Below are 24,975 nucleotides of genomic sequence, written 5' to 3' on the forward strand. Positions count from 1 at the left end.
GGGTATTTTTAAACGTAGTTGTTATATTAAGGTAAAGCCTGGAAATCATGCAGGAAAATTTTTTAGCAAAATGGCTTAATGGTGAGCTTTCCGATGAAGAACTTGCAAAGTTCAAATCTTCGGAAGAGTATGCTTCCTATGAGAAACTTAAAGAGGTATCTGCTTCTTTGAGAACTCCCGATTTTGATGTGGAGAATACGTTGGAGCAGCTGAAAGCTAATCGTTCGCAAACCTCAACAAAGGTTATTGCTATGAAACCCTATAAAAGGTTTTTACGCATTGCCGCTGCCATTGTTATCCTCATCACAGGCTCGTATCTCTATCTGAATTTTTCCAATACTTCGTACTCCACAGAACTGGCGGAAAATAACGAGTTGTTACTTCCAGATCAGTCTGAAGTTATCTTAAATGCTGACTCCAAAGTCACCTTCAGTGAGAAAAGTTGGGATACTAACAGAGAAATTAATCTTAAAGGAGAGGCCTTTTTTAAGGTAGCCAAAGGAAAGAAATTTACAGTAACTACCACCCAGGGCAGTGTTTCCGTGTTAGGAACCCAATTTAATGTTGAAAACCGGGATGGTTTTTTTGAGGTCAATTGTTTTGAAGGTTTGGTCCAAGTGGACTACAAGGATATCAAAAAACAGTTACCCGCTGGGACCTCTTTTCTGGTTATCGATGGAAAAGTAATAGATGTAGAAGAGTCCAATGCTTCCCAGCCTTCATGGACCAGAAATGAAAGTTCTTTTAAGAGCATTCCGCTTAAATATGTCTTCAATGAGCTTGAAAGACAATACAATATCTCCGTAAGCACCAAAAATGTAGATGCCAATTTACTTTTTACGGGCACGTTTAGCAACACAGACTTAAAAATGGCGTTAAAAAGTATAGCTACCCCATCTAGAATCAAATTCCAAAATGAGGGTAATAATGTACTTTTCTATGCTGAGAACACCAATCAGTAGGTTTAGAAAGTTCTTCTTTTTGCTTGTGATGTTTTTGCCATTTTTTGCAATGGCCCAAACTTCGCAAAATACCGCGCGTCCAGTTATTACTATCCTAAAAGGACTTGAGGACCAGTTCAACATTAAGTTTTCATACATCGACAAGGATATTGAGAACTTGGATACAACCATTCCCGACAATATTGTGGCACTGGACGATATCCTGTCATTCCTTGAAAATGAATTCCAGATAAAGCTTGAAAAACTTAGTGATCGCTATTATTCCATAGTAAAGGAAAGTCTGGTTGATGTCTGCGGAAAGGTGCTCGACAATTTTGCCGAAAATACAGTCATGGGTGCTACCGTGGAAGTTTTGGATTCGGAAATAGCGCTAACCACAGATATGGAGGGAAATTTTAAACTGGAAGACATTCCTAGAAACGCCTCTTTAAAAGTCAGGTTTTTGGGTTTTGTAACTCAATATGTTTCGGTAGAGAAGTTGATCACAGGAAAAGAATGTCCTAAAATCCTATTGGCCCAAAATTACCAACAGCTTAAGGAAGTTACGGTATACAAATTTTTAACTACAGGTATTATCAAAGAAGAAGATGCAAGCATAACCTTAAACACAGCGGATTTTGGAATTCTTCCAGGACTCATAGAGCCTGATGTACTTCAAACCGTACAGGCATTGCCCGGAATCAAAAGTGTGGATGAAACCGTTTCCGACATCAATGTTCGTGGGGGCACCAATGACCAGAACCTTATTTTGTGGAATGGCATCAAAATGTATCAATCTGGACACTTCTTCGGATTGATTTCTGCTTTTAATCCCTATTTAACGGATAAGGTTACCATTATTACCAATGGAACTCCTTCAAATTATGGGGACGGGGTAAGCAGCGTCATCCAAATGGAAACCAACAACGAAATATCGGACACCTTCTTCGGGGGAGCAGGTTTTAATTTTATTAGTGGGGATTTATATGGGCAAATACCTTTAAAAGACAATGTGGCCTTACAATTCTCCGCAAGGAGATCTACTACGGATTTTCTAAACACTCCAACCTACGACCGTTTTTTTGACCGTGCATTCCAGGATACAGAAGTAATTGATGAAAACAATCTTAGGCTAGACCAGGCCTTCAGAAGGGAGGAGAATTTCTTCTTTTACGATTTTACAGCAAAGCTACTCTACGATATTAATGAAAATCAAAAATTACGCTTAAACTTTATCAACATCAACAATGACCTAAACTTTGAGGAAACCAATCTGGATACCGACGAAACAACCAATAGCCTGCTGGACCAAACCAATTTTTCGGTTGGAGCACAGCTAGCCAGCAGATGGACAGACCAACTTTCCAGTAATCTGAATGTGTATTACACTCGCTACAACCTCGACGCACAGAATCTTTTTGCCAACCAGATACAATTACTCTTTCAAAACAACCAAGTGGAGGAATCCGCCTTGAAGTTGAATACTACATACAGGTTTTCGGAACGCTTACATTGGAGCAACGGGTATCAATTTATTGAAACCGGAATACGGAATACCACCAATATCACCCAACCTCCTTTTGGAAGCAACATAAAGGGAGTTATTCGTATCCATGCACCTCATACTGATCTATCCTATGCAACGGAAAACAAGCACTTCATAGGACGAATTGGTGCAAGAATAAACTATATCGAAAACTTGAGGACTTTTAATAGATTTTTGGTTGAACCTCGGTTGAACATCAATTTCAGGGTCGCCAACTATTTACGGGCACAAGTTTTGGGGGAATTCAAGAGCCAGACCACCAATCAAGTAGTAGATTTGGAGCAAAACTTTCTAGGTATCGAGAAAAGACGTTGGGTACTTTCTGATGATGCTTCACTTCCCGTTACACAAAGCAGGCAAGTCTCTGTCGGGCTTAATTATGAAAAAAACGACTTCTATTTGGGAATCGAAGGTTTTTATAAGCGTGTGGAAGGTATCAGCACGAGCACCCAAGGTTTCCAAAACCAAAACCAATTCAATGGTGAAATTGGTTTGTATAATGTTGGTGGAATAGAGCTATTGATCAACAAAAAAGGTGAAAATTATAGTAGTTGGTTCAGTTACACCTACAATAAAAACGACTATACCTTTGAATCGATTGACCCGAATAATTTTCCAAACAACCTGGACATTCGTCACACCTTGACCCTAGCAGGAACCTATACCTATGGAAATTTAAAACTAGGTTTGGGCGTAAACTACCGAACCGGAAGGCCTTTTACCGAACCCATGGAAGGAGACGAAGCATTGGATACTTCCGTATTTCCAGCGCAAATCAATTTTCGCGAACCCAACTCCAGTAGATTACCCGAATATTTCCGTGCCGATGCTTCAGCCATTTACAAGTTTGATATCAGTCGACGCGTGAAAGCCAATGCAGGCGTATCCGTGCTGAATGTCACCAATCGGAGAAACATCCTAAACACCTATTATAGGGTCGCTGATGATAATCAAATTGAAACCGTAGAGAATATTTCTTTGGGTATTACGCCAAATCTCAGTTTTAGAATCAACTTTTAGTTCTTATGCTCTAAGCGTGACATCACGATGACATGAGGGAAAGTGATAGCCGCTAGAAAATAAATCAATATCGTTATCATATTTTCCGAACTACCATTCAAAAACCAAAGGAGTGCCAGTAAACCTATAATGGATAGTATCCAATAGAGCAAAGAATCTTTCACATACCGCCCGAAGGTTTTCCAATTCGACTCTCCATACAAATAATCCATTTGGTCCTTCAAGGAAGGAATACTATGCCATATTATGAAATAAATGCAAAAACCCCATAACAAGGAAGCAGTCTTAAAAATGATGAAGAAGACTACTAAAACAAAGAGTTCCTCCAGAAGATTACGTTTGACCCGTTTATTCAGAAAATAGTATGAGCCAATTGCCAACAATCCTAATCCAAGAAAAAGTATCGAATAATCAAAAAACGCTAAAGGCATGGATATTTGCATAACATCCTCCAATATTGGCACCACTTGTTCACTTTTTATATTGAAAAGCATGAACAAAATAAACAATCCATAAAGAGAGTAAAACAAGATGTTCCAAAATGAGTGAACAACAACACTTTGGGACCAATGTTGTTCCCCAAAATGGTATCCACTTACTAAAATAAAGAGGGAAAGCGCCAATATGGGAAATAAATAAAACAGAATCAAAATACTAAGAACAACAGATACGTAGATAAGAACTATTTTACAAAATACTGATTTTGAATAATTTAAATTAATACTTTGAATTAATCGGATGTCGTTGGCACCATGCAAAACCCCAAAACTCATGATTAGAGTATACGCTATTGCTGCCTCCGTATATTCATCAAAATACACTGAAAACCAGAGGGAAAAGACAGTCGCCACAATCATTCCACTTTTTAGTTTCATAAAATTCAATGTCTTTTGTTGAATCATTCGTAAAAAAATATGAACAAAATTATAAAATTCTGTTTAATTTTTAATACATTTGGTTCAACAAAAACTAATAACTTAATATATATATGGAAAATTTATTCACATCTTTACCTATGGTAGCTAAGATAGCTACTAATGACTATGTAGGCTTTACCTTCTTTGTAGGGTGTATGGCCATGATGGCTGCTTCAGCCTTCTTCTTCTTGTCCATGAACGGATTTGACAAAAAATGGAAAACCTCTATTTTGGTTTCCGGTCTAATTACGTTCATTGCCGCTGTACACTACTGGTACATGCGCGATTACTGGGCAGTCAATGCAGAGTCTCCGACTTTCTTCCGTTACGTAGACTGGATTTTGACCGTACCTTTAATGTGTGTGGAATTCTACCTCATCTTAAAAGTAGCCGGGGCCAAGAAATCCCTAATGTGGAGGCTTATCTTCCTCTCCGTAGTAATGCTGGTAACTGGATATATTGGAGAAGCTGTATATCGCGACCAAGCACAAATCTGGGGTCTAATCTCAGGTATCGCCTACTTTGTAATTGTATATGATATTTGGTTAGGACAAGCGAAAAAATTGGCTCAAGAAGCTGGAGGCGCTGTTCTAAAAGCCCACAAAACCTTGTGCTGGTTTGTATTGGTAGGATGGGCTATTTATCCAATTGGATATATGGCAGGTACACCTGGATGGTATGAAGGTATTTTTGGCGGATTAGCCCTTGATGTAGTTTATAACATCGGTGACGCCATCAACAAAATTGGATTTGGATTGGTTGTTTACAATTTGGCAGTGACAGCTAGTTCTGATTCATAGTTAATTTAGTTGGTTATTGGAAAAGCCATGCAATAGCATGGCTTTTTTATTTGCTTTTGAGAGAGGGGACAAAATTCAACATTCTGCATACCGTATCAAATATATCTGCGTAGTTTTTGGACATATACATTGGCGTTTCAACAAAGTTTTCCATGACTACGGCAAAAAACTCATAAAAGTTGGTCTTACCATATGCTCTAAAATAATTGGATTCTGCCAATTTCTCTTGAAATTCATTTTGCTCGTAAATTCTTTTGATTCGAGCCAGCCCTACCTTGAAACGTCTCGCTTCCCAAGTACTTTTTCTGCGCGTTTCATACATCAAGGCGTGCGCTATTTCATGGATACCCAGATTCTGGTTGTCGTTTGGAATCTTGAAACCCCGCTCCAAATCCGTTGCAGAAAACACCAATATTTTCAGGTTGGGATTAAATTCCCCAATATGGTGGTTCCTACCAATACGGGAATAATATTTATCCGGATAAATAATAACTCTTGAAACAGAATGTTCAAATCTATAGTCCCGAAAACCCATAGTCATCAGAGCAGCCGATGCAGACACATAGGCTTTTATCTGCTCTTGATTGACAATTCCACCATAAAAAACAAAGGGTTTCTTTGATTTAAACCAAGCAAAGCGCTTTAAAAAATCCTTTTTCTCTTCTGGGTTAAACTGGTGATAGGGAACTAAAAAATCTTTGATAAACTGCCTTTCCTGGCTGTTAATTCTTTTTACGGGATGAAAAACATGATAGAGGGTGAATCGTTCGCCTAAAATGTACTCATATCCTACCCTAACAAACACATAAATCAGGCCGATTGCCAAAACCAGAGCGGCAATTTGTTTCTCGGTTTCTGACAGCCCTAAACCCTCCATTACATGCGCTCAGGTACGTTTATTCCTAATAAGCTAAATCCAGATTCAATGACCTCTCCCACTTTTTGGGAAAGTTGAACCCTAAATTCTTTCTTGACCTCATCCGTTTCCCCAAGAATGGTGACTTGCTGATAAAACGAGTTGAATTCCTTTACTAAGTCGTACACGTAGTTGGCGATAAGCGCTGGACTAAAATTCTCAGCGGCCAATTGCAGCGTTTCTGGGAAAAGCTGGATTTGTTTCAGCAGTTCCTTTTCTTTTTCATGTAAGGTGAAAGATAGGTCGAGCGCCGTCGAGACCTTAAAATCGGCTTTTCTTAAAATAGACTGAATTCTAGCATAAGTATACTGAATAAAGGGTCCCGTATTCCCTTGAAAATCCACTGATTCCTCAGGGTTAAAAAGAATACGTTTCTTGGGGTCCACCTTTAAAATGTAGTATTTCAGGGCACCTAAACCAATAATACGATATAGTTTTTGCTTTTCTTCTGAAGAATACCCATCCAATTTCCCTAGCTCCTTGGAAATCTCTCCCGCGGTCTCTTCCATATTTTGAATTAGGTCATCCGCATCCACGACAGTACCTTCCCTACTCTTCATCTTCCCACTGGGTAAATCGACCATACCATAGCTCAGATGATATAATTGCTCTGCCCAGTTATAGCCCAATTTCTTCAGAATCAAAAACAGAACTTTAAAGTGATAATCCTGTTCGTTACCCACAGTATAAACCATCCCATTGATATCAGGAAAATCGGTTACCCGTTGAATGGCGGTTCCAATATCTTGGGTCATGTAAACCGCGGTTCCGTCAGCGCGAAGCACAATTTTCTCATCCAATCCCTCATCACTCAAATCAATCCAAACACTACCGTCGTCTTTTCTAAAGAAAACTCCCTTTTTCAGACCTTCCTCCACGACATCCTTGCCTAGCAAGTAGGTGTCGCTTTCATAGTACAACTTATCAAAATCCACACCTAGGTTCCTATACGTGGTGTCAAAGCCAGCATATACCCAGCCATTCATCATTTTCCAAAGCTTGACTACCTCCTCATCCCCTGCTTCCCATTTGCGAAGCATCGCCTGTGCCTCTAACAAGATAGGCGCGGTTTTCTCGGCTTCTTTTTTATCTATTCCTTCAGCCTCAAGCTGGGATATTTCTGCTTTGTACGCCTTATCAAAGGCCACATAATATTTTCCAACTAAATGGTCGCTCTTTAAGCCAGAACTCTCGGGAGTCTCTCCATTTCCAAAGCGTTGCCATGCCAACATACTTTTACAAATATGGATTCCTCTATCATTGACAATTTGGGTTTTGTACACTTTATGGCCAGAAGCTTTTAGTATTTCAGCAACGGAATACCCCAACAAATTGTTTCGAATATGACCCAAATGCAAGGGTTTATTGGTATTGGGCGAAGAATACTCCACCATAATGGCATCCTTGCTATTGGACTCAGCAAAACCATAGTTTTCTTCGTTTCGTATGGAATTGAAGAAATTTAGATAATACAGGTCAGAAACCAAAAGGTTCAAAAAACCCTTGACCACATTGTACTTGCTTATTTCCGCCACATGTGCTTCCAAGTACTCCCCTATTTTGGAACCTATTTCCACAGGATTACCTTTTACGTACCGAAGCATTGGAAAAATGACCACCGTAATATCCCCTTCAAAGTCCTTTCGTGTAGGCTGAAATTCTACCAATGGCACTTCCACTTCGTACAACTGCGTTACGGCCTCCTTCACTTTTTCCACCAACAAGGGCTGTAAATCCATAAAACCTGTTTTGAGGCAGCAAAACTACATATTTTTTACCCGTTTCCACCAACAATATTAGGCTTCAGCCCTAACAAACCCGTTGTTTTTGGTTAATTTTAAGCATGCTTCTGAACGTATCTTACACAGATAAAAAAATCACTGAGAAAATTGATGCCGAAGTAGGTAAACCCTTTACGCTCAAAGAGCGTTTTGCCATGGGTGGTATTGGGTCGCCTAAGCTTCACATTACAGAAACCAGTCTCGAAATCCAAAATTTGTTGATTTTAGACAACAACCTCAACACCTGCAACATTGAGATGCGCCCAAAAGGTATCATTGTCCGATTCCGTTCTCTTTTGGAAACCTATGGTTTAGTCATCCCCTATTACAAGTTGTCCATTTACAAGGGTGATTTTGCCGTATATTCCATTTATCGGGACAACTATTTTATCAAGGTGAAATCAGATACCAAAGCGATTCAGAAGTACTTTAGAAAGCTTTTGGATTACAAAGCAGATAATACGCCTACTTCCATAGAGGATTTGTAAATCTAAAAGATTGGTAGAACAAGACAGTGCCCATGTTTCAAAACCATCCAAAAATTGAAGTAAAACCCAATCGAACAGACCATATGATTCTACTTCTGGGCTGGATTCTTATTGGGTGCCATGCGGTTTATGTATGGTTGTCCTTTGCCAATCTTCCTGAAACCATACCCATACATTTCAACATCAGGGGAGAGGCTGATGGTTTTGGAAGTAAAAGCACCATTTGGTTCATTTTGATAATCAGCTTTTTGATGTACGCTTTGCTTGCTTTTTTAGTACAAAGGGTAAAGCCCTGGAACTTCAATTACCCCACAACAGTAACCGAAAACAACGCACCCAAAATATATGCTCTGGGCATTCGGATGATTGTACTTATAAATTTCGCTGTTGCTCTTTTGTTTCTGGTTATTTCCATCATGGTAGTTTGCAAAGCTAATCTCACTGCATCTGAATTCTTGCCCTTGGTATTTTGGGTCCTAGTTATTGGAATTACAGTTGGCCCATTTCTATCCATTTTTGCCATGAATAAAATCCCTAAGTAATGAAGATTCTGCTGACCGGTGCCAACGGTTATATAGGTATGCGATTGTTGCCCAGACTTCTAGAAATGGGTCATGAGGTGGTCTGTGCCGTAAGGGATGAAACCCGACTGTCCATTGATAAAGAAACCCGTAAAAAAGTAGAGGTCATTGAAATCGATTTCCTTCAAGAAGTAGCCCCAAACAAACTTCCCAAAGACATTGACGTGGCCTATTTCCTGATTCACCTGATGACGGTAACTACCAAAAATTTTGATGAATTGGAGGCCCAAGCTGCACGGAACTTCAATGCGTATGTAGCGAGAACCAATATCAAACAAGTAATTTACCTCAGCGGGATTGTCAACGACCAAAACCTATCCAAGCACCTCTGGTCCCGGAAAAATGTCGAAAATATCCTCCAAGATGGCCCCTTTGCATTGACCGTGCTCCGAGCGGGAATCATAGTAGGCTCGGGAAGCTCTTCTTTTGAGATTATTCGAGATCTCTGTGAAAAACTGCCGGTAATGGTAACCCCAAAGTGGGTATTGACCAAAACCCAGCCCATTGCTATTCGGGATGTCATTAATTTCCTGTTGGGGGTATTGGGCCACGAACAGACCTATAATGATTCTTTTGACATTGCCGGACCTGATGTGCTCACCTACAAAGAAATGCTGCATCAATATGCGGAAGCGCGGGGCTTTAAAAATTGGATTTACACCGTTCCAGTCATGACTCCAAAGCTATCCTCATATTGGCTCTATTTTGTGACTTCAACATCCTACAAATTGGCATTGAACTTAGTGGACAGCATGAAAATCGAGGTCATTGCAGAAGATACCCGTCTTCAGGACATATTAGGCATCCAACCACATACCTACAAAGAGGCAATCGATATGGCTTTTATAAAAATTGCCCAGAATTCGGTCGTGAGCAGTTGGAAAGACAGTATGGTAAGCGGAAATTTCAACAAAAACCTGGAAAAGTACATTCAAGTACCCAAGTTTGGCGTGCTCAAAGACGTGCAAACCCTAAAGGTCGAGGATGAGAACAAGGCCTTGGACAACATTTGGAAAATTGGTGGGGAAACGGGCTGGTATTATGGTGGATGGCTCTGGAAAATCCGCGGGTTTTTGGATAAACTCAACGGTGGTCCGGGACTCCGAAGAGGACGTACCCACCCTGATAAGATTTTCCCAGGAGATGCCTTGGACTTTTGGCGCGTACTTTTGGCTGATAAACAGAAGAAACGCTTGCTCCTGTTTGCAGAAATGCGATTGCCTGGTGAAGCCTGGTTAGAATTCCATATCGATGACAACAACGTCTTGCACCAAACCGCTACTTTCCGGCCCAAAGGCCTAAAAGGTAGATTGTATTGGTACAGTGTTCTACCCTTTCATTTTTTCATTTTTGGGGGTATGATTCGCAACTTGGCGAATTCTTAAAATAATTTCCGCTCATTTCTGTTATAAAATCAAGTTAAAGTCGTCTAAGTGCAGGCAACCCTTTGCCTACTTTTGATGTCTTTATATTGATGATAGCCAAATACAGCCCAATGTCTGCACCTAAACCACTTGTCTTTTTTGCACTTGCTTTTGTGTCTATGCCCTTTTTGATGGCACAGACTGTAAGTTCCCGACTTATTGATGCCAAAACCCAAAAAGGTATCCCTTATGCTACGGTTCAATATGGGGAGAATCAAGGGGTAATTACCAATGAGGAAGGTCGGTTTAGCTTTATGCTAGAAAAAGATTCTCTCGCTTTAGATTCCGTTTATATTTCATCCCTGGGGTATGAAAAAATTGGATTTACCTTGGAACAACTTCAGGATTCGGTCATCACCGTACGTCCCAAAAATATTGAATTGAGCGGGGTCTACCTTTTTGATAAGGAATTGGACGTAGACGAGATTATGCGAAAAGTAAAAGAGCGTTTACTACAAAACACCAATGACCAGCCTGTAAAACAGCGTTATTTTTTGAGACAATCCATTTTTGGAAATATCCATAAAGTGGATTTAGGTTTTGAAAAGTCCTCGATTGAGGAGTTGGACAAGGAGCTTATTGATAGCATTGCAGGGGTTATTCCCCGAAACTCCTACCATTATACTGAAGCTCTGGGTGATTTTTATAAAAACAAAGGGAAATACAAAGCCAATGTGATTCGTGCCGCAGAACTGTACGACAAAAAGGACATTGGTTCTTTTGAAGACTTGGGCGAACGCATGGAGGCCATGTTCAAACAAAATGTAAAAAAGGATTCTTATCTAAAGATAAAGTCGGGCTTGTTTAGCCAAAAGTTGCAAGTGGATTCCATACTATCGGATATAGAGGCTGAAGAAGCGAAGGAACTGGAAAGGGAGTTGGGAAAGGACACCGTTTCTGGGCTGGTAGATGGCCAAAAACGCATCTTTAAGGAATTGTTGGGTGAAGTATACTATGCTGAGGACAGCAAACTCAATGTAATTGACAAAAGTCGCAAGTACCGCTTTACGTTAGACGGTTATGCGGATATTGATGATAGTGGCGTCTACGTAATTGGTTTTGAACCCAAGGGTAGTGCTGATTTTAGAGGTAAGCTTTATGTAAACATTGAGGACTTTGCCATTATGCAGATTGACTTTGTAAACCTGAAAAACCTCCGCAATTTCAGGTTACTGGGCATTTATTATCGCGAAACCGTATATAAGGGTACCATGCGCTTTACCAAACTGTCCAACAACAAATACGAACTTAAGTTTGTGGACTTCAGCTTTGGGCGTTGGTTCCGATTTGACCGCCCTTTGGATGTAATTGAAAAAAATAAAAACGTAAAGGGCCGTCGCAAGCAGAACGAACTGCGTCTTAATATCGATTTTAGGATGGCCAACACCAACAAATGGGAATTGGTAGTCTACAACAACACCTTGATAGACTCTGGACAGTTTGAAAGCCTACAAGAAGACAAAAGTGTAAAAGCTACGTATATGCCCGCTTACAACCCTGAGTTCTGGGAAGGCTACACCATTATGGAACCCAACCAAGCGATTCGGGAGTTTACAGCTGAAGAGGAATAAAGTAGAAGGGTGAAGGTTTAACGGAAATAGCTTCAAATCAAACGAAAGTGCGTTTTGCAAAGCAAAAAGGAGCATGGAGTGACAGGATTTGTAAGCGATTTTGTGATGCGTCACAAAAATTTCCTTGAAATCTTCTTGAATTTTTGGTTCGTTTTGTTTCAAGACAAAATGAACAGACTAATTGTCCTTTACCACAATAGATTTAGCTGCATGGTCGTGGATAGCTTTTTTGTGCTCATCTCCAGTCACCGTTAGAAAAGACAACCAGCCCAAAATATATTTTATAATAGACCTTAATAGCGCTAAAGGGAAAATAACATGCTTCCCTGAATCATTGTCCCGTTCTACACGAATGCCACTATAGGAATGACCCAATGTTTGTCCGAAAACTGAAACAAAGATGGGCTCATACAGAAAAGTGAATGCAATGAAAAGGGAAATCCTTACATAATCAGGAACTGAATCAAAGAGATTTAAGATCTCTGAGGTCAAATACATTGAGGCCACCAGAATTACCGCATCAATAAAAGCTGCTTTAACACGGTCGGGTAAAAGAGCATATTCTTTTTTCATAGAGTATAGGTTGGTTTAGGAAAGATACCACTTTTATTAGGTTTTGCCTGACTTTTTGCACTTGTCATTTATGGCATGTATCACCTTAAACCAAAATCCTTTCTTGCTTATAAAATTTTAAAAATGAGCAAAGAAGAAGCTATAAAAAACTGGATTGAGGATACCTACGGTTCCCCAAAAAAGCTAGCCCAAGTACTGGATGTTGGGATAGAAATGCTCTTTTATTTGGAAGAAAACACCTTTGAAAAACGGGAAGTGCAGGATGTGGTGAGCGCGTTGAGGGGAATGATTACTATATTAAGGGCCAGCTAAATAAAACACCCTGAAACCAGTTCAGGGTAATGATCATGCTTTAGGCAAAAACACCTCGGCCATCATGCAACGGGCAGAACCTCCCCCACAGGTTTCAATAGTATCCAATGGGCTGTGTACAATCTCACAATGTTGGGTAATAGCATCAATTTGATCTTGTCGCAGGCTGTTATAGGCCTGGGTACTCATCACCATCAAACGCTGGTCGTTGGCACCAATTACCTGTAACATATTCCCAGCAAACGCATGCATTTGGGTTTCCGTAATGGATATGACCTGTTTGCCATCCTTTTTGAGGTGTTCCACCACGTTTTTGCGCTCTTTCTTATCATCAATAGCGTCCAAGCAAATCACCGCAAAGTTCTCTGCCATGGCCATCATCACATTGGTGTGGTAAATGGGTTTTCGTTCGCCATCTACGGTTTGGTTGGCCGTAAACAATACCGGGAAACAATCAAAATCCTCACAGAACTCAATAAAAAGGTCTTCGTGGGCCCGTTCAGATAAGGCGCAATACGCTTTTTGGTGTACTCGGTCCTTAAGGATACTGCCCGTTCCCTCCAAAAAAACACCCTCTTCTTCAGCCCCAGTGTAATCTATAATGTTTTCAATAAGAAAACCATGCTCTTCCAATACATCAAAAATATCCTCCCTACGCTCTCTCCTTCGATTTTTGGCAAACATCGGGTATACGGCCACCGTCCCACTAGCATGAAACGAGACCCAATTGTTTGGAAAAATGGAGTCGGGCGTATCCCGCTCTTTAGTGTCTTCCACTACAATTACTTCCACACCATTTCCTCGGAGCACTTCCACAAAAGTGTCGAACTCCTTTTGGGCTTTCTTATTGATTTCCTCGTTGGTAATCTCAAGGGTTTCCTGAAAATAGTTGTTCACGGCAGTCTGCTCGTTCATTCGAAAGGCCACGGGGCGAATCATCAAAATGGTATTCGTAATCTGCATGAATTTGGAATAAAATCCCCCAAAAGTAGCGAATCCGCGTTTCATTTTGTAACAAAAAATTAGCATCGGTATCTTTATATCATGTGGGCCAATTATTTAGGGAAATACAAGGATTGGTTGCTGTGTTTGATATTGATTCCAGTCATCAATACCATCAACTATCATCTTACCTATGGCACGATTCGCTGGGACTGGTATACCTATGCCACTTACGCCATAGACACCGCTCAGGGGTTTATTGCCTGGTGGTTACTTCGGGTTACCATAGTATATCTGGACAAAAAAATGCCCTACGAGAAGGGCCTTACGAAAAGATTGATAGTTCAATTGCTATTGACCAATCTTATCGTCCAAGGCTTCATCATATTGGCCACCGAAGTCATCAATGCCCTATATACCGATGAACCCCTGCCCATAAATTTCTATACCTACAACCTCTTCATCTTTTTTATTTGGATTTTGGTTATCAATGGCCTGTATATTGGTATCTATTTTTATGATGAATGGAGAGGTTCCCAAAAAATGCGCGAACAGGATAAAGCATTACGGCAAACAGGGTTTGAGGTTGCACTGGGAAACAAAATGAACCATATTCCATTTTCCTCTGTGGCTTGGTTTTTTGTAGACGGAAGAGCTACCTATCTGGTAACCCAAACCGGCAAATCCTTTGTTTTGGACGATTCACTGAACAAAATTATGCCCAAACTACCCGAGGAACAATTTTTCAGATTAAACCGTAGATACATCGTGAATCGCAATCGACTCGTAGGCTACAAAAAAGACGTCAACGGAAAATTGGTTGTGGAATTCGGGAATGAAGCCGAACCTACCAAAACTCAGATTGTAAGCAGAATTACCGCTCCTGAATTTAAACAATGGTTCAGTCTTGCAGTCCATAGTGCATAGGCAACCGACTCTCTACATTCCAACCTTAAAATTGCTACACTTTACGCATTTTGGAGGCAACAAACTACAGTAAATGAGGCTACTTGATGGATATTTGAAGCAAAATATCAATCATGAAAAAACGAGCAACAACTTTTATTTTAATTCTTTTCTCAGCGCTAAGCATGGGGCAAACGAATGGATTTCCTGAAGAAAAAAAGGAAGCCGTCAAAGCCGTACTCGAAAAATATACCGGTATGGGAATCCCAGGTCTTGCACTCACAGTATACAATCCAGATGCCGGGTTTTGGTCGCATGCAACAGGCTATTCCAATGTAGAAAACAAAGACCCTCTGACATCAGAACACCTATTCTATCTACAAAGTGTGAGCAAGACCTATATGGCCGTAGCGATACTTCAACTTTATGAGAAGAAAAAATTGGATTTGAACGACCCCATTACCAAATACTTAAGTTATGACTGGCTTTTGGACAAAGAAGGTGTGGAAAAAGTGACCATCAAAATGTTATTGAACCATACTTCAGGGATTCCTGAGTACAACACCGACCCCATTTTGGTTTCCAAAATTTTACATAATCCATTGAAAGTGTTTTCCGTAGAAGAATTGGTGTCACACATCCAGGGAAAGGATATGGATTTTGCTCCGGGAACAAAATACTCTTATCGAAATACAAATTACGAACTGTTGTCACTAATTGCAGATAAAATTACGAGGGACCACGTGGCATACATGGAAAAGCACATTTTCAAAAAACTAGGATTGAAATCCACCCACTACCTTTCTGCCAATAACATTGATGATGATTTGAATATTGTGGATTCGTATTGGGATGTGCTGTTGGTCGGAATTCCAACTAATGTGTCAAAAATACAAAGGGCCAATGTTTCCTCGATGAAAGGCGACGATGGTATGGTTACCAGCACGAAAGACGCAGTGCTTTTCCTTAAAGGATTGGTCTCTGGCAAACTTTTAAAGCCTAAGACTTTAGAAATGATGCAGGAATTCGTTTTGAATGACAAAGGCGAAAAAAGATATGGATTGGGGATTCAATACTACGACCTGGATGTAACCTATGCCCTAGGGCATTCTGGTGGTGGTATAGGTGCGGGTTGCGTTTTACTTTATCTTCCAGAATTGGATTCTATAGTCTTCATGTCAACCAATTTCAATACCATGATGGATTCTCCCATTCGAAGGGAGGCAGAAAACATGCAGCAAGATATTTTAATGGCCCTATTTATGTAACACTACTCCCGTATTAAGGGCAGCGTGCTGCAACGAAGAAGTCCCTCTTGCTTGGCAATCTCAGCATAAGGGATTTCTTCTACGGTAAATCCCTGACTACGAAGCCAGTCGTTCAAGCGGGTAAAGTTCTGTTCAGAGACAACTACTTCAGGGGAAATAGAAAATACATTGCTGAACATTTGGTACATCTCCTCCTTATCAATCTCAAAAACATTCTCCTTACCAAAGTAATCCACTAACCATTGGTATTCTTCCTCAACTAGGAATCCATTCTTGTGCAGTATGGCCTTGTCTTTACCAACAGGCTGAAAGCAACAGTCCAAATGCAGTGCATTTTCCTTGGCGTTGGTGTTGGATTTTCGCAACTCAAACGATTTTACCGTCTTATGAGGGAACAACTCCCTAAGGTACTCTACCGCTTCTTTGTTTGTCCTTGCGGTGATATAGTCTGGATAATCCTTTCCCGTGTAGGTTCCTACAAAAATGTAGTCATTCCAGGGCATTACATCACCTCCTTCAATATGAACTTCTTCCGGCGGGCGAATAATTTTGTTTGGGTCCAGTTGTTCCAAAATGTGTACAATCGCTTCAAACTCCCGCTCCCTATCCGGTAAAATGTTGGAGTGAAATAATTTGTCCTCAATCACAAAAGCAATGTCGCGTGAAAAAATTTGGTTACAATCTTGAATTACCTCTGGACGAAAGACTTTAACGCCATATTTCTCAAAAACCGCGGCAAAAGCGTCCATCTCCTTGACCATATCCGCTTCTTTGGGATAGGTGCCATTCAGAATATGCTCCAAGGATTTAGGATCGTACGCTTCCTCAGGTTTTGGCACAGGTCCGCAGCTTTCGGCTGTACCCAAAACCACTGCTTTAAGAGGGGCCGTTTCATCAATAATATGGAGCTTCATCATAAGCACAAAATGGGTTTAAATGGTTAGAATTTGATGTAACCGAAAAGAAAAACCTTATAATTTTAGGGGCAAATCTACTGTTTTACCTTTGATTTTCCCTTACCAAAAAATAAAAAAACAACACGTTTGCATACGTATATCCCTCTATGCTACTAAGGCTTTCTTTTTTGATTTAACTACCTGATTAGTAAATAGTTAAATATAGTCGTTTTTACTCTTTTTTCTGACAAAACATGCAGCTCCATTCGCAGATTTTGTTACATTTAGTATGATAATGATTTCAAGATGAAGCGTTTAATCCTAGTTCTTCCCTTAGTGGCCTTAAGTTGTGTTTTCCTTTTACACATGAAAGCTAATGGCTCCAATCCTTTTTCTTTTGCAGTGATTTCCACAACACCGGAAAACGCATCCAAGTCCATAATAAAATATGAAGATTGCATTAAGGAGGAGTCCTTGGTAGCCTTGAAAGCTTTTTTAGAACGTGAAAAACGGCTTCCGGTTAGTAAAAAGCTCTCATCTTTGGATACTCAAGTTAGGAAGTACCGAACCTCTCTTGATTCTACCATTCAAAGCTTGAATGCCATTGATGCGCATAGTTTCTTACATACCGAATTCGACAGGTGCAAGAAAATTGTTTTGTCTTCAGAAAGCTCGAAGATTCAAACCTACTATCATTTCAAAATCATGGAATCCTGCTACCGAAAGGACAAAGAACTGAATGAAAGTTCCCAAAATAGCTTAGCAGAGCTATAAAACCAAAAAAACGCCCTTTTCAGGGGCGTTTTTAATATCTATTGGTATTGTATAATTTATCGTTTAGAGAGATCTACAAAAGGTCTGTGATTTTCTCCAATATAAATTTGTCTCGGTCTCCCTATCGGTTCACCTCGAAGACGCATTTCTCTCCATTGGGCAATCCATCCCGGCAATCTTCCCAAGGCAAACATAACCGTAAACATCTCGGTTGGAATTCCCAATGCCCGGTAAATGATACCAGAATAGAAGTCAACATTTGGATACAATTTCCGCTGTACGAAGTATTCATCCTCCAAAGCTTCCTTTTCAAGTCCCTTGGCGATGTCCAAAATAGGGTCTTCAATCCCCAAATTGCCCAGCACCTCATCAGCAGCTTTTTTGATGATTCGCGCTCTTGGGTCAAAGTTTTTATATACACGGTGTCCAAAGCCCATTAAACGGAATGGGTCACTCTTATCTTTGGCTTTGGCCATATATTTCTTGGTATCTCCCCCATCAGCTTCTATTGCCTGCAACATTTCCAATACGGCTTGGTTAGCTCCACCATGCAATGGTCCCCAAAGTGCAGAAATACCTGCTGAGAGTGAGGCAAAAAGTCCTGCGTGGGATGAGCCTACGATTCGCACTGTAGAGGTAGAACAGTTTTGCTCATGATCTGCATGTAAAATCAATAATTTATCAATGGCATCGATAGCAATCTGGTCTTTCTCATATTCCTTGTTCGGTCTTTTGAACATCATTTTATGGAAGTTCTCGACATAGCCCAAGGTATCATCCCCATAATTTAAAGGAAGTCCCTTTTTCTTGCGTTGTGTCCATGCTACCAAAACCGGGAACTTGGCCAAAATGCGTACAATGGAATAGTACATGGCCTCCTCAGAAGATACATCTACCGAAACGGGATTAAAGGCAACCAAGGCACTGGTCATTGAGGACAAAACACCCATCGGGTGCGCCGCCTTTGGAAAGGCTTGCAAAATCTTTTTCATTTCCTCATCAACATCCGCCTCTTCCTTAATGTCGTGATGGAACTTCTCCAATTGTTCCTTAGTTGGCAATTCCCCAAATATCAGAAGGTAAGCTACTTCAAGGAAATCAGCTTTTTCAGCCAAGTCCTCAATGGAATAGCCGCGATATCTAAGTATTCCCTTTTCCCCATCCAAAAACGTGATGGCACTTTCGCAAGAACCCGTGTTTTTGTATCCGGGGTCGATGGTCACCATACCACTGGCAGACCTCAAGGTTTTGATATCTATAGCCAATTCATTCTCACTACCTTTTGTTACCGGAAATTCATAGCTATTTCCAGCATATTCAAGTATTGCTTTATCCGACATTGTAATTTTTAAAAGATTATTAAAATAGAACCGGAAATTTACGAAAAAGCAAAGGCATTAACAATTTCCCAAAGCTATTTATATCCTTCTTAACAGATAGGTAAACTTGAGAAATTTGAACACTTTGTTCAGTCCAAATTATAGAGCAGTTCGTAGTATTTATCTATCGATTTTTTCCAAGTAAAACGCATTCGCTTTGCGTTAGCTTGGATTTTTTTCCATTTTTCTTTGTCGTTGGCGTAAACATCCAAAGCCACATCGAAAGCGGCCAACATGTTCTTTATTTTTTCGTCATAGGTATCCCCATCAAAGGTAAAACCGGTTTTCATATGAGTCACGGTATCCTTCAAGCCTCCTGTATGATGTACCAAGCAGGGATTTCCATTCCGCATGGAGAGCATCTGACTAATGCCACAGGGTTCAAATAAACTCGGCATAAAATATAAATCAGATTCAAGGTACATGGAATCAATAAGGCTTTCAGATTGACCATTGGTAAAGATGAAGTTTTTATGCTCGTAGCTCAACTGCCGGAATAGTTCCTCGTATTCTGGGGCTCCAGTCCCTAAAAGCATGAAAATGCCATCGACTTTTTCAAGCTTTTTCAAAATCTCTACAAAGGCTTCTGGGGAACGCATAAAAAAGTAAAACTTCTGTTCTGTTAACCGGGCCACGCTAGAAGCAATGAATTTTGGTCTGTTCCCAACATACTGCATAATTTTCTCTCCCGTATGGGCCAGAAAATCGGCTTTATATTTTTTATCCTCCATCTGCAACCATTTGAAAAGCGCTTTTACCGTATTTCGATAGATAAATCCTTTTTCTTCTTGGTTGATGTTTTTATAGTTACAGCCATTCAATATGCCGATAAGTCGACCTTCCTCATTTGCTTTTTGTAAATCGAGCTCCAAACTTTCTCCTCCAATAAATTCTGGTGGAGAACTTGGCTTGAGTACATCATCTTTATAAGATGGGGAAACCGTATGTACCGCATCAGCAAAACGTATCCCTACCGCCATTAGGTTGATACAATCGGTGTATCTGTAATCCTTAAGTTCGTCTATATCATATCGAACATTGGGAAACCAATTTTCTATAGAGGAATAATTATCGCCGAAAGGACGAATCCCTTGAATCGCCAAATTATGGATACTATACACAAACCGGGTTTCTTTCAAAAAGGTATATTCCTCATGATATTCGCGCAAAAATAAAAGCAAGCTGGTATGCCAATCATGTAAATGGATAACATCTAAATCTCCAAATGCATTGCGCTTTACAGCCTCAGCAACAGCGGTACAGAAAATGAAATACTTGATGGCATCCGTATAAAAGGGCTCCTCAGGGTCGTTGTGGTAAATATGGGCAATATCCCCCGCTTCAATCTCGGGATGGTGTATCACATAATGCACAATATTTGGGAATTCCTTTTTAGGTTTTACCTCATAGAGTTCTGCCGCGTAGCCCATTCCACGAAGGTTGAAATACAAGCTGGTTTTGAAAATACCATTTTGATGCAATCTACCATAGGACGGAACAATAACATGTACCTTATCACCATGCTCTGAAATCTGTCGGGGAACATCCCGGACCACATCTCCCATTCCTCCTGCCTTGCAATCTGGAATGGCATCATTTTCCGCAGAAACAAAAAGAAAATTGTTCATTAGGGGTACTAGGTTAGGTGGTTTAGGTTTTGAGTTTAAGTTACCTAAACTTATTCATTAGAGCAAAAAAAAGCCTTTCCACAATGAGAAAGGCTTTTACAATGCTAAATAAACATTATGCTTTTACTTTAAAGGCTTTTTCCTGCGGATAGTAAGCTGTTCCCCCCAATTCTTCCTCTATACGAAGTAATTGGTTGTATTTGGCCATACGGTCACTACGAGAAGCAGAACCTGTTTTAATTTGTCCGGTATTTAAGGCTACCGCCAAATCAGCAATTGTATTGTCTTCCGTTTCACCGGAACGATGCGACATTACCGAAGTATATCCTGCATTTTTGGCCATGTTAACGGCGTCAATGGTCTCGGTCAATGTTCCTATCTGATTCACTTTAATTAGGATGGAATTGGCAATTCCATTTTCAATTCCTCTGGAGAGACGCTCTACGTTGGTCACGAATAGGTCATCTCCTACCAATTGTACTTTATCTCCTACTTTATCAGTCAACATCTTCCAACCATCCCAATCATTCTCGTCCATTCCATCTTCAATAGAAATGATAGGGTATTTTGCACATAAATCAGCCAAATATTGAGCTTGTTCCTCCGAGGTTCTTACCACCCCTTTATCTCCTTCGAATTTCGTATAGTCATATTTACCATCCACATAAAATTCAGCAGAAGCACAATCCAAGGCAATCATAACGTCATCACCTAGTTTATAACCCGCTTTGTCTACGGCTTTGGCGATAGTATCCAGAGCATCTTCGGTTCCACCTTCCAAGGTCGGTGCAAAACCACCTTCATCACCTACAGCAGTGCTCAACCCTCTATCATGCAATACTTTTTTAAGGTTGTGAAAAATCTCAGTTCCCATTTGCATGGAGTGACTGAAATCTTTTGCCTTAACGGGCATTACCATGAACTCTTGAAATGCAATAGGAGCATCGGAGTGGGAACCCCCATTGATAATATTCATCATAGGAACCGGAAGCGTGTTGGCGCTAACACCTCCTACATAGCGATACAATGGCATTCCCAATTCTTCCGCTGCAGCTTTTGCAACCGCCAAGGAAACCCCTAAAATGGCATTGGCTCCCAATTTCGATTTGTTTGGAGTACCATCCAAATCAATCATGGTGGCGTCAATATAATTTTGTTCGAATACCGAAGTACCCACCAACTCTTCTGCAATTACGGTATTGACATTACTAACCGCTTGGCTCACTCCTTTTCCCATAAAAGAGTTTCCTCCATCACGTAATTCAACCGCTTCGTGCTCGCCTGTTGAGGCTCCAGAAGGAACAGCGGCCCTACCCATGATTCCGTTTTCCGTGGTAACGTCCACCTCTACGGTTGGGTTACCTCGTGAATCTAATATCTGTCGTGCATGAATGTTGATGATGATACTCATATTGAAGCAATTTATTTGGTTGAAATTAATTCGGCTAAGATATGAAAAGACAGTCTTTTGGGCTTCATTTAAAAAGGAATAAAGCCTGCTTGATAACTTAAAAATAAACTACATCGTTTTAGTTGCGCCCAGTTTGAATCGCTTCAAAAAATTGGTCAAACAAATACTCGGCATCATGAGGTCCAGGACTGGCTTCTGGATGGTATTGTACAGAAAACACATCCTTGTCCTTCATCTTGATTCCCGCAACTGTGTTATCATTCAAATGGACATGTGTGATTTCCAAATCTTTGTTCGCCTCGGTTTCTTCCCTATTGATAGCAAAACCATGGTTTTGGGAGGTAATTTCACCTTTCCCAGTAACTAGATTCAAAATAGGGTGGTTGATGCCTCGATGCCCATTGTACATCTTATAGGTAGACACCCCATTGGCCAAGGCCAACACTTGATGCCCCAGACATATTCCAAATAAGGGTTTGTCCGACTGAATCATTTCTTTCGCCGTGGCAATTGCATCACCAAGTGGCTCCGGGTCACCAGGACCATTTGATATGAAATAGCCGTCAGGATTCCATTTTGCCATTTCTGAGAAGGCCGTATTATATGGGAATACTTTAATATAGGCTCCTCTTTTGGCCAGATTACGGAGAATATTCTTTTTGATTCCAATATCCAAAGCTGAAATTTTGATTTCGGCATTCTCGTCTCCGTAATAATAGGGCTCTTTGGTAGATACCTTGGAAGAAAGCTCCAAACCTTCCATACTTGGGACTTGTTTCAGTTCTTCTTTCAATACATCTATTTCATCCACTCGAGTTGAAATCAAAGCGTTCATCGCTCCATTATCTCGAATGTAACTTACCAAAGCACGGGTATCCACATCCGAAATCGCAAACAAGTTGTTTTTCTCCAAAAATTCCAATAAGCTCATATCCGCGCCTGGTCGAGAATACTCATAACTGAAGTTTTTGCAAATCAAGCCAGCAATCTTGGTGCCATCGGATTCCACTTCATCACTCATTGTTCCATAGTTTCCAATGTGCGCATTGGTGGTTACCATCAATTGTCCGTAATACGATGGGTCGGTAAATATTTCCTGATATCCCGTCATCCCCGTATTAAAACAAACTTCGCCCACAGCAGTTCCATCTGTATTCCCTACTGCCTTGCCATAAAAGATGGTTCCGTCTGCCAATAAAATGAGTGCTTTCTTTTTTGAGTGGTATTTCATAGCCCTTTAAAAAATTTAAATTTCACAAAAGAACATAAAAAAAGGATACGTTTTCACGTATCCTTTTTCTACTATTCCAATAGTTAATAACATAGTTATTATTCTTCTGAATCGTCAGCTTTGGTTTCAACAACTGGAGCCGCAGCTTCAACCTTTTTGCCTCCTCCTCTTCTACTTCTTCTCGTAGTTTTCTTCTTGGCAGGTTTACCAGCGTTGTACAATTCGTTAAAATCAACCAATTCAATCAGTGCCATATCCGCGTTATCCCCAAGTCGGTTACCCAATTTGATGATTCGTGTATATCCGCCTGGTCTATCTCCCACTTTTTCAGCAACCGTGCTAAAAAGCTCAGTAACCGCATGCTTATTTCTCAAATTGCTAAATACAACTCTTCTGTTGTGCATGCCTTTTTCAGCCGTTTGGTTGTTCTCTGTCTTTGACTTTGTAATCAACGGCTCAACAAATTGCTTAAGCGCTTTGGCTTTGGCAACCGTAGTGTTGATACGTTTGTGCTCAATCAAAGAACAAGCCATATTGGCCAACATCGCTTTTCTATGCGCTGCTGTTCTTCCTAAATGGTTGAATTTTTTTCCGTGTCTCATTGTCTTTGTTTTATCATCTTGCTACCAGACCCAAATTTTGGGGAGCAAAATATGATTACTTAATCTTTGTCTAATTTGTATTTGGACAAGTCCATTCCAAACTGAAGACCTTTGTTGATTACCAACTCCTCCAATTCGGTCAATGATTTCTTACCGAAGTTTCTGAACTTCATCAAATCGTTCTTGTTGAATGAAACTAAATCACCCAATGTATCTACTTCAGCTGCTTTCAAACAGTTCAAAGCCCGTACGGACAAATCCATGTCGACCAATTTGGTCTTCAACAACTGACGCATGTGCAATGACTCCTCATCATACGTTTCTGTCTGAGCAATTTCGTCAGCTTCCAAAGTGATACGCTCATCAGAGAACAACATGAAGTGGTGAATCAACACCTTGGCTGCTTCTGTCAACGCGTCCTTTGGATGAATAGAACCATCGGTAACGATTTCAAAAACCAATTTTTCATAATCGGTTTTCTGCTCTACCCTGAAGTTTTCAATACTATACTTTACGTTCTTTACCGGTGTATACACTGAATCAACAGCAATGCTTCCTAAGGGTGCATTGGATTTTTTGTTTTCTTCAGCAGGTACATACCCACGTCCTTTTTCTATGATGACCTCCAAGTTGATGCTTACTTTGGGGTCCATATTACAAATGACCAAATCTGGGTTCAATACTTGATAACCAGAGATAAACTTCTGGAAATCGCCAGCGGTCAATTGTTCTTTTCCACTTACTGAAACTGAAACGGTTTCGCTTTCAACATCATCAATCTGTCTTTTGAAACGTACTTGTTTCAGATTCAATATCATTTCTGTTACATCTTCCACTACACCTGGAATAACAGAAAACTCGTGCTCAACACCATCAATACGAACTGAGGTGATGGCAAATCCCTCTAAAGAGGAAAGCAATACTCTACGCAATGCATTTCCAACTGTTAATCCATAACCAGGTTCCAAAGGGCGAAATTCAAATTTCCCTTCGAAATCTGTTGAATCTATCATTATAACTTTATCGGGCTTCTGAAAATTAAGTAATGCCATATTGGACTAATGTTGT

23 protein-coding genes are annotated in these 24,975 nt (G+C 40.3%); 11 read left to right on the forward strand and 12 right to left on the reverse strand.

Annotated elements, in window-relative coordinates; genetic code table 11:
* Positions 1-47 precede the first annotated feature (47 nt).
* Both ACSLUF_RS12995 and ACSLUF_RS13000 read left to right on the forward strand, forming a co-directional pair.
* Positions 48-962, forward strand: a complete 915-nt coding sequence (locus ACSLUF_RS12995) for a FecR family protein (protein WP_435623215.1) — start codon at positions 48-50, stop codon at positions 960-962.
* Positions 940-3,507, forward strand: a complete 2,568-nt coding sequence (locus ACSLUF_RS13000; RefSeq protein ID WP_435623216.1) for a TonB-dependent receptor — start codon at positions 940-942, stop codon at positions 3,505-3,507. Before ACSLUF_RS12995 ends, ACSLUF_RS13000 begins: the two co-directional genes overlap by 23 nt.
* Here ACSLUF_RS13000 and ACSLUF_RS13005 read toward each other — a convergent pair.
* Positions 3,504-4,382, reverse strand: coding sequence for a Brp/Blh family beta-carotene 15,15'-dioxygenase (locus ACSLUF_RS13005; protein ID WP_435623217.1), 879 nt, complete (start codon positions 4,380-4,382; stop codon positions 3,504-3,506). The genes ACSLUF_RS13000 and ACSLUF_RS13005 overlap by 4 nt on opposite strands.
* 113 nt (positions 4,383-4,495) lie before the next feature.
* Here ACSLUF_RS13005 and ACSLUF_RS13010 point away from each other — a divergent pair, with 113 nt between their 5' ends.
* Positions 4,496-5,224, forward strand: coding sequence for a bacteriorhodopsin-like (locus ACSLUF_RS13010; protein ID WP_435623218.1), 729 nt, complete (start codon positions 4,496-4,498; stop codon positions 5,222-5,224).
* Positions 5,225-5,270: 46 nt separating this feature from the next.
* Here the strand turns inward: ACSLUF_RS13010 and ACSLUF_RS13015 are convergent, their stop codons facing one another.
* Together ACSLUF_RS13015 and argS are read right to left on the reverse strand one after the other, a co-directional pair.
* On the reverse strand, positions 5,271-6,101 hold the full coding sequence (locus tag ACSLUF_RS13015; protein WP_435623219.1) for a zinc-dependent peptidase: 831 nt from the start codon (positions 6,099-6,101) through the stop codon (positions 5,271-5,273).
* The gene (gene argS / locus ACSLUF_RS13020; protein ID WP_435623220.1) at positions 6,101-7,879 is read right to left on the reverse strand and encodes an arginine--tRNA ligase; all 1,779 of its coding nucleotides are present in this window, start codon (positions 7,877-7,879) and stop codon (positions 6,101-6,103) included. The genes ACSLUF_RS13015 and argS overlap by 1 nt, the downstream gene beginning before the upstream one ends.
* A 104-nt stretch (positions 7,880-7,983) precedes the next feature.
* Between argS and ACSLUF_RS13025 the strand changes: the two genes are divergently transcribed.
* The 4 genes from ACSLUF_RS13025 (at position 7,984) to ACSLUF_RS13040 (ending at position 11,985) form a co-directional block, all read left to right on the forward strand.
* Positions 7,984-8,409, forward strand: coding sequence for a hypothetical protein (locus ACSLUF_RS13025; RefSeq protein ID WP_435623221.1), 426 nt, complete (start codon positions 7,984-7,986; stop codon positions 8,407-8,409).
* A 32-nt stretch (positions 8,410-8,441) separates the two neighbouring features.
* Positions 8,442-8,951, forward strand: a complete 510-nt coding sequence (locus ACSLUF_RS13030) for a DUF1648 domain-containing protein (RefSeq protein ID WP_435623222.1) — start codon at positions 8,442-8,444, stop codon at positions 8,949-8,951.
* The gene (locus ACSLUF_RS13035) at positions 8,951-10,375 is read left to right on the forward strand and encodes an SDR family oxidoreductase (protein WP_435623223.1); all 1,425 of its coding nucleotides are present in this window, start codon (positions 8,951-8,953) and stop codon (positions 10,373-10,375) included. Before ACSLUF_RS13030 ends, ACSLUF_RS13035 begins: the two co-directional genes overlap by 1 nt.
* 110 nt (positions 10,376-10,485) lie before the next feature.
* Positions 10,486-11,985 carry a carboxypeptidase-like regulatory domain-containing protein gene (locus ACSLUF_RS13040; RefSeq protein ID WP_435623224.1) on the forward strand — a complete coding sequence of 500 codons (1,500 nt, stop codon included), beginning with the start codon at positions 10,486-10,488 and terminating at the stop codon, positions 11,983-11,985.
* A gap of 177 nt (positions 11,986-12,162) precedes the next feature.
* On the opposite strand, the gene ACSLUF_RS13045 is transcribed toward ACSLUF_RS13040, so the two are convergent.
* Positions 12,163-12,558 carry an RDD family protein gene (locus ACSLUF_RS13045; RefSeq protein WP_435623225.1) on the reverse strand — a complete coding sequence of 132 codons (396 nt, stop codon included), beginning with the start codon at positions 12,556-12,558 and terminating at the stop codon, positions 12,163-12,165.
* A gap of 123 nt (positions 12,559-12,681) precedes the next feature.
* On the opposite strand from ACSLUF_RS13045, the gene ACSLUF_RS13050 reads away from it, so the two are divergent.
* On the forward strand, positions 12,682-12,870 hold the full coding sequence (locus ACSLUF_RS13050) for a hypothetical protein (protein ID WP_435623226.1): 189 nt from the start codon (positions 12,682-12,684) through the stop codon (positions 12,868-12,870).
* 33 nt (positions 12,871-12,903) lie between these two features.
* On the opposite strand, the gene ctlX is transcribed toward ACSLUF_RS13050, so the two are convergent.
* Positions 12,904-13,833, reverse strand: a complete 930-nt coding sequence (ctlX, locus tag ACSLUF_RS13055) for a citrulline utilization hydrolase CtlX (protein ID WP_435625841.1) — start codon at positions 13,831-13,833, stop codon at positions 12,904-12,906.
* An 81-nt stretch (positions 13,834-13,914) separates the two neighbouring features.
* On the opposite strand from ctlX, the gene ACSLUF_RS13060 reads away from it, so the two are divergent.
* Together ACSLUF_RS13060 and ACSLUF_RS13065 are read left to right on the forward strand one after the other, a co-directional pair.
* A complete protein-coding gene (locus ACSLUF_RS13060) occupies positions 13,915-14,739 on the forward strand; it encodes a LytR/AlgR family response regulator transcription factor (protein WP_435623227.1) in 825 nt (274 codons plus the stop codon).
* 113 nt (positions 14,740-14,852) lie between these two features.
* Positions 14,853-15,986: a serine hydrolase domain-containing protein gene (locus ACSLUF_RS13065; RefSeq protein ID WP_435623228.1), complete on the forward strand. Its 1,134-nt coding sequence runs from the start codon at positions 14,853-14,855 to the stop codon at positions 15,984-15,986.
* Between the two features lie 2 nt (positions 15,987-15,988).
* On the opposite strand, the gene ACSLUF_RS13070 is transcribed toward ACSLUF_RS13065, so the two are convergent.
* Positions 15,989-16,903 carry a dimethylarginine dimethylaminohydrolase family protein gene (locus ACSLUF_RS13070; protein ID WP_435623229.1) on the reverse strand — a complete coding sequence of 305 codons (915 nt, stop codon included), beginning with the start codon at positions 16,901-16,903 and terminating at the stop codon, positions 15,989-15,991.
* Positions 16,904-17,188: 285 nt separating this feature from the next.
* Between ACSLUF_RS13070 and ACSLUF_RS13075 the strand changes: the two genes are divergently transcribed.
* A complete protein-coding gene (locus tag ACSLUF_RS13075) occupies positions 17,189-17,656 on the forward strand; it encodes a hypothetical protein (RefSeq protein ID WP_435623230.1) in 468 nt (155 codons plus the stop codon).
* 56 nt (positions 17,657-17,712) lie between these two features.
* On the opposite strand, the gene ACSLUF_RS13080 is transcribed toward ACSLUF_RS13075, so the two are convergent.
* The 6 genes from ACSLUF_RS13080 to ACSLUF_RS13105 form a co-directional block, all read right to left on the reverse strand.
* Positions 17,713-18,996, reverse strand: a complete 1,284-nt coding sequence (locus ACSLUF_RS13080; protein WP_435623231.1) for a citrate synthase — start codon at positions 18,994-18,996, stop codon at positions 17,713-17,715.
* A gap of 128 nt (positions 18,997-19,124) precedes the next feature.
* Positions 19,125-20,663 carry a glycogen synthase gene (locus ACSLUF_RS13085; RefSeq protein ID WP_435623232.1) on the reverse strand — a complete coding sequence of 513 codons (1,539 nt, stop codon included), beginning with the start codon at positions 20,661-20,663 and terminating at the stop codon, positions 19,125-19,127.
* A gap of 115 nt (positions 20,664-20,778) precedes the next feature.
* Positions 20,779-22,074, reverse strand: a complete 1,296-nt coding sequence (eno, locus tag ACSLUF_RS13090; protein ID WP_435623233.1) for a phosphopyruvate hydratase — start codon at positions 22,072-22,074, stop codon at positions 20,779-20,781.
* A 118-nt stretch (positions 22,075-22,192) separates the two neighbouring features.
* Positions 22,193-23,305: a glutamine-hydrolyzing carbamoyl-phosphate synthase small subunit gene (gene carA, locus ACSLUF_RS13095; protein WP_435623234.1), complete on the reverse strand. Its 1,113-nt coding sequence runs from the start codon at positions 23,303-23,305 to the stop codon at positions 22,193-22,195.
* Between the two features lie 98 nt (positions 23,306-23,403).
* Positions 23,404-23,907 carry a 50S ribosomal protein L17 gene (rplQ, locus tag ACSLUF_RS13100; protein WP_435623235.1) on the reverse strand — a complete coding sequence of 168 codons (504 nt, stop codon included), beginning with the start codon at positions 23,905-23,907 and terminating at the stop codon, positions 23,404-23,406.
* Between the two features lie 59 nt (positions 23,908-23,966).
* Positions 23,967-24,959: a DNA-directed RNA polymerase subunit alpha gene (locus ACSLUF_RS13105; protein ID WP_055397087.1), complete on the reverse strand. Its 993-nt coding sequence runs from the start codon at positions 24,957-24,959 to the stop codon at positions 23,967-23,969.
* Between the last annotated feature and the right edge of the window lie 16 nt (positions 24,960-24,975).

The sequence above is a fragment of the Flagellimonas sp. genome, assembly GCF_965601775.1.
Taxonomy (GTDB): Bacteria; Bacteroidota; Bacteroidia; order Flavobacteriales; family Flavobacteriaceae; genus Flagellimonas.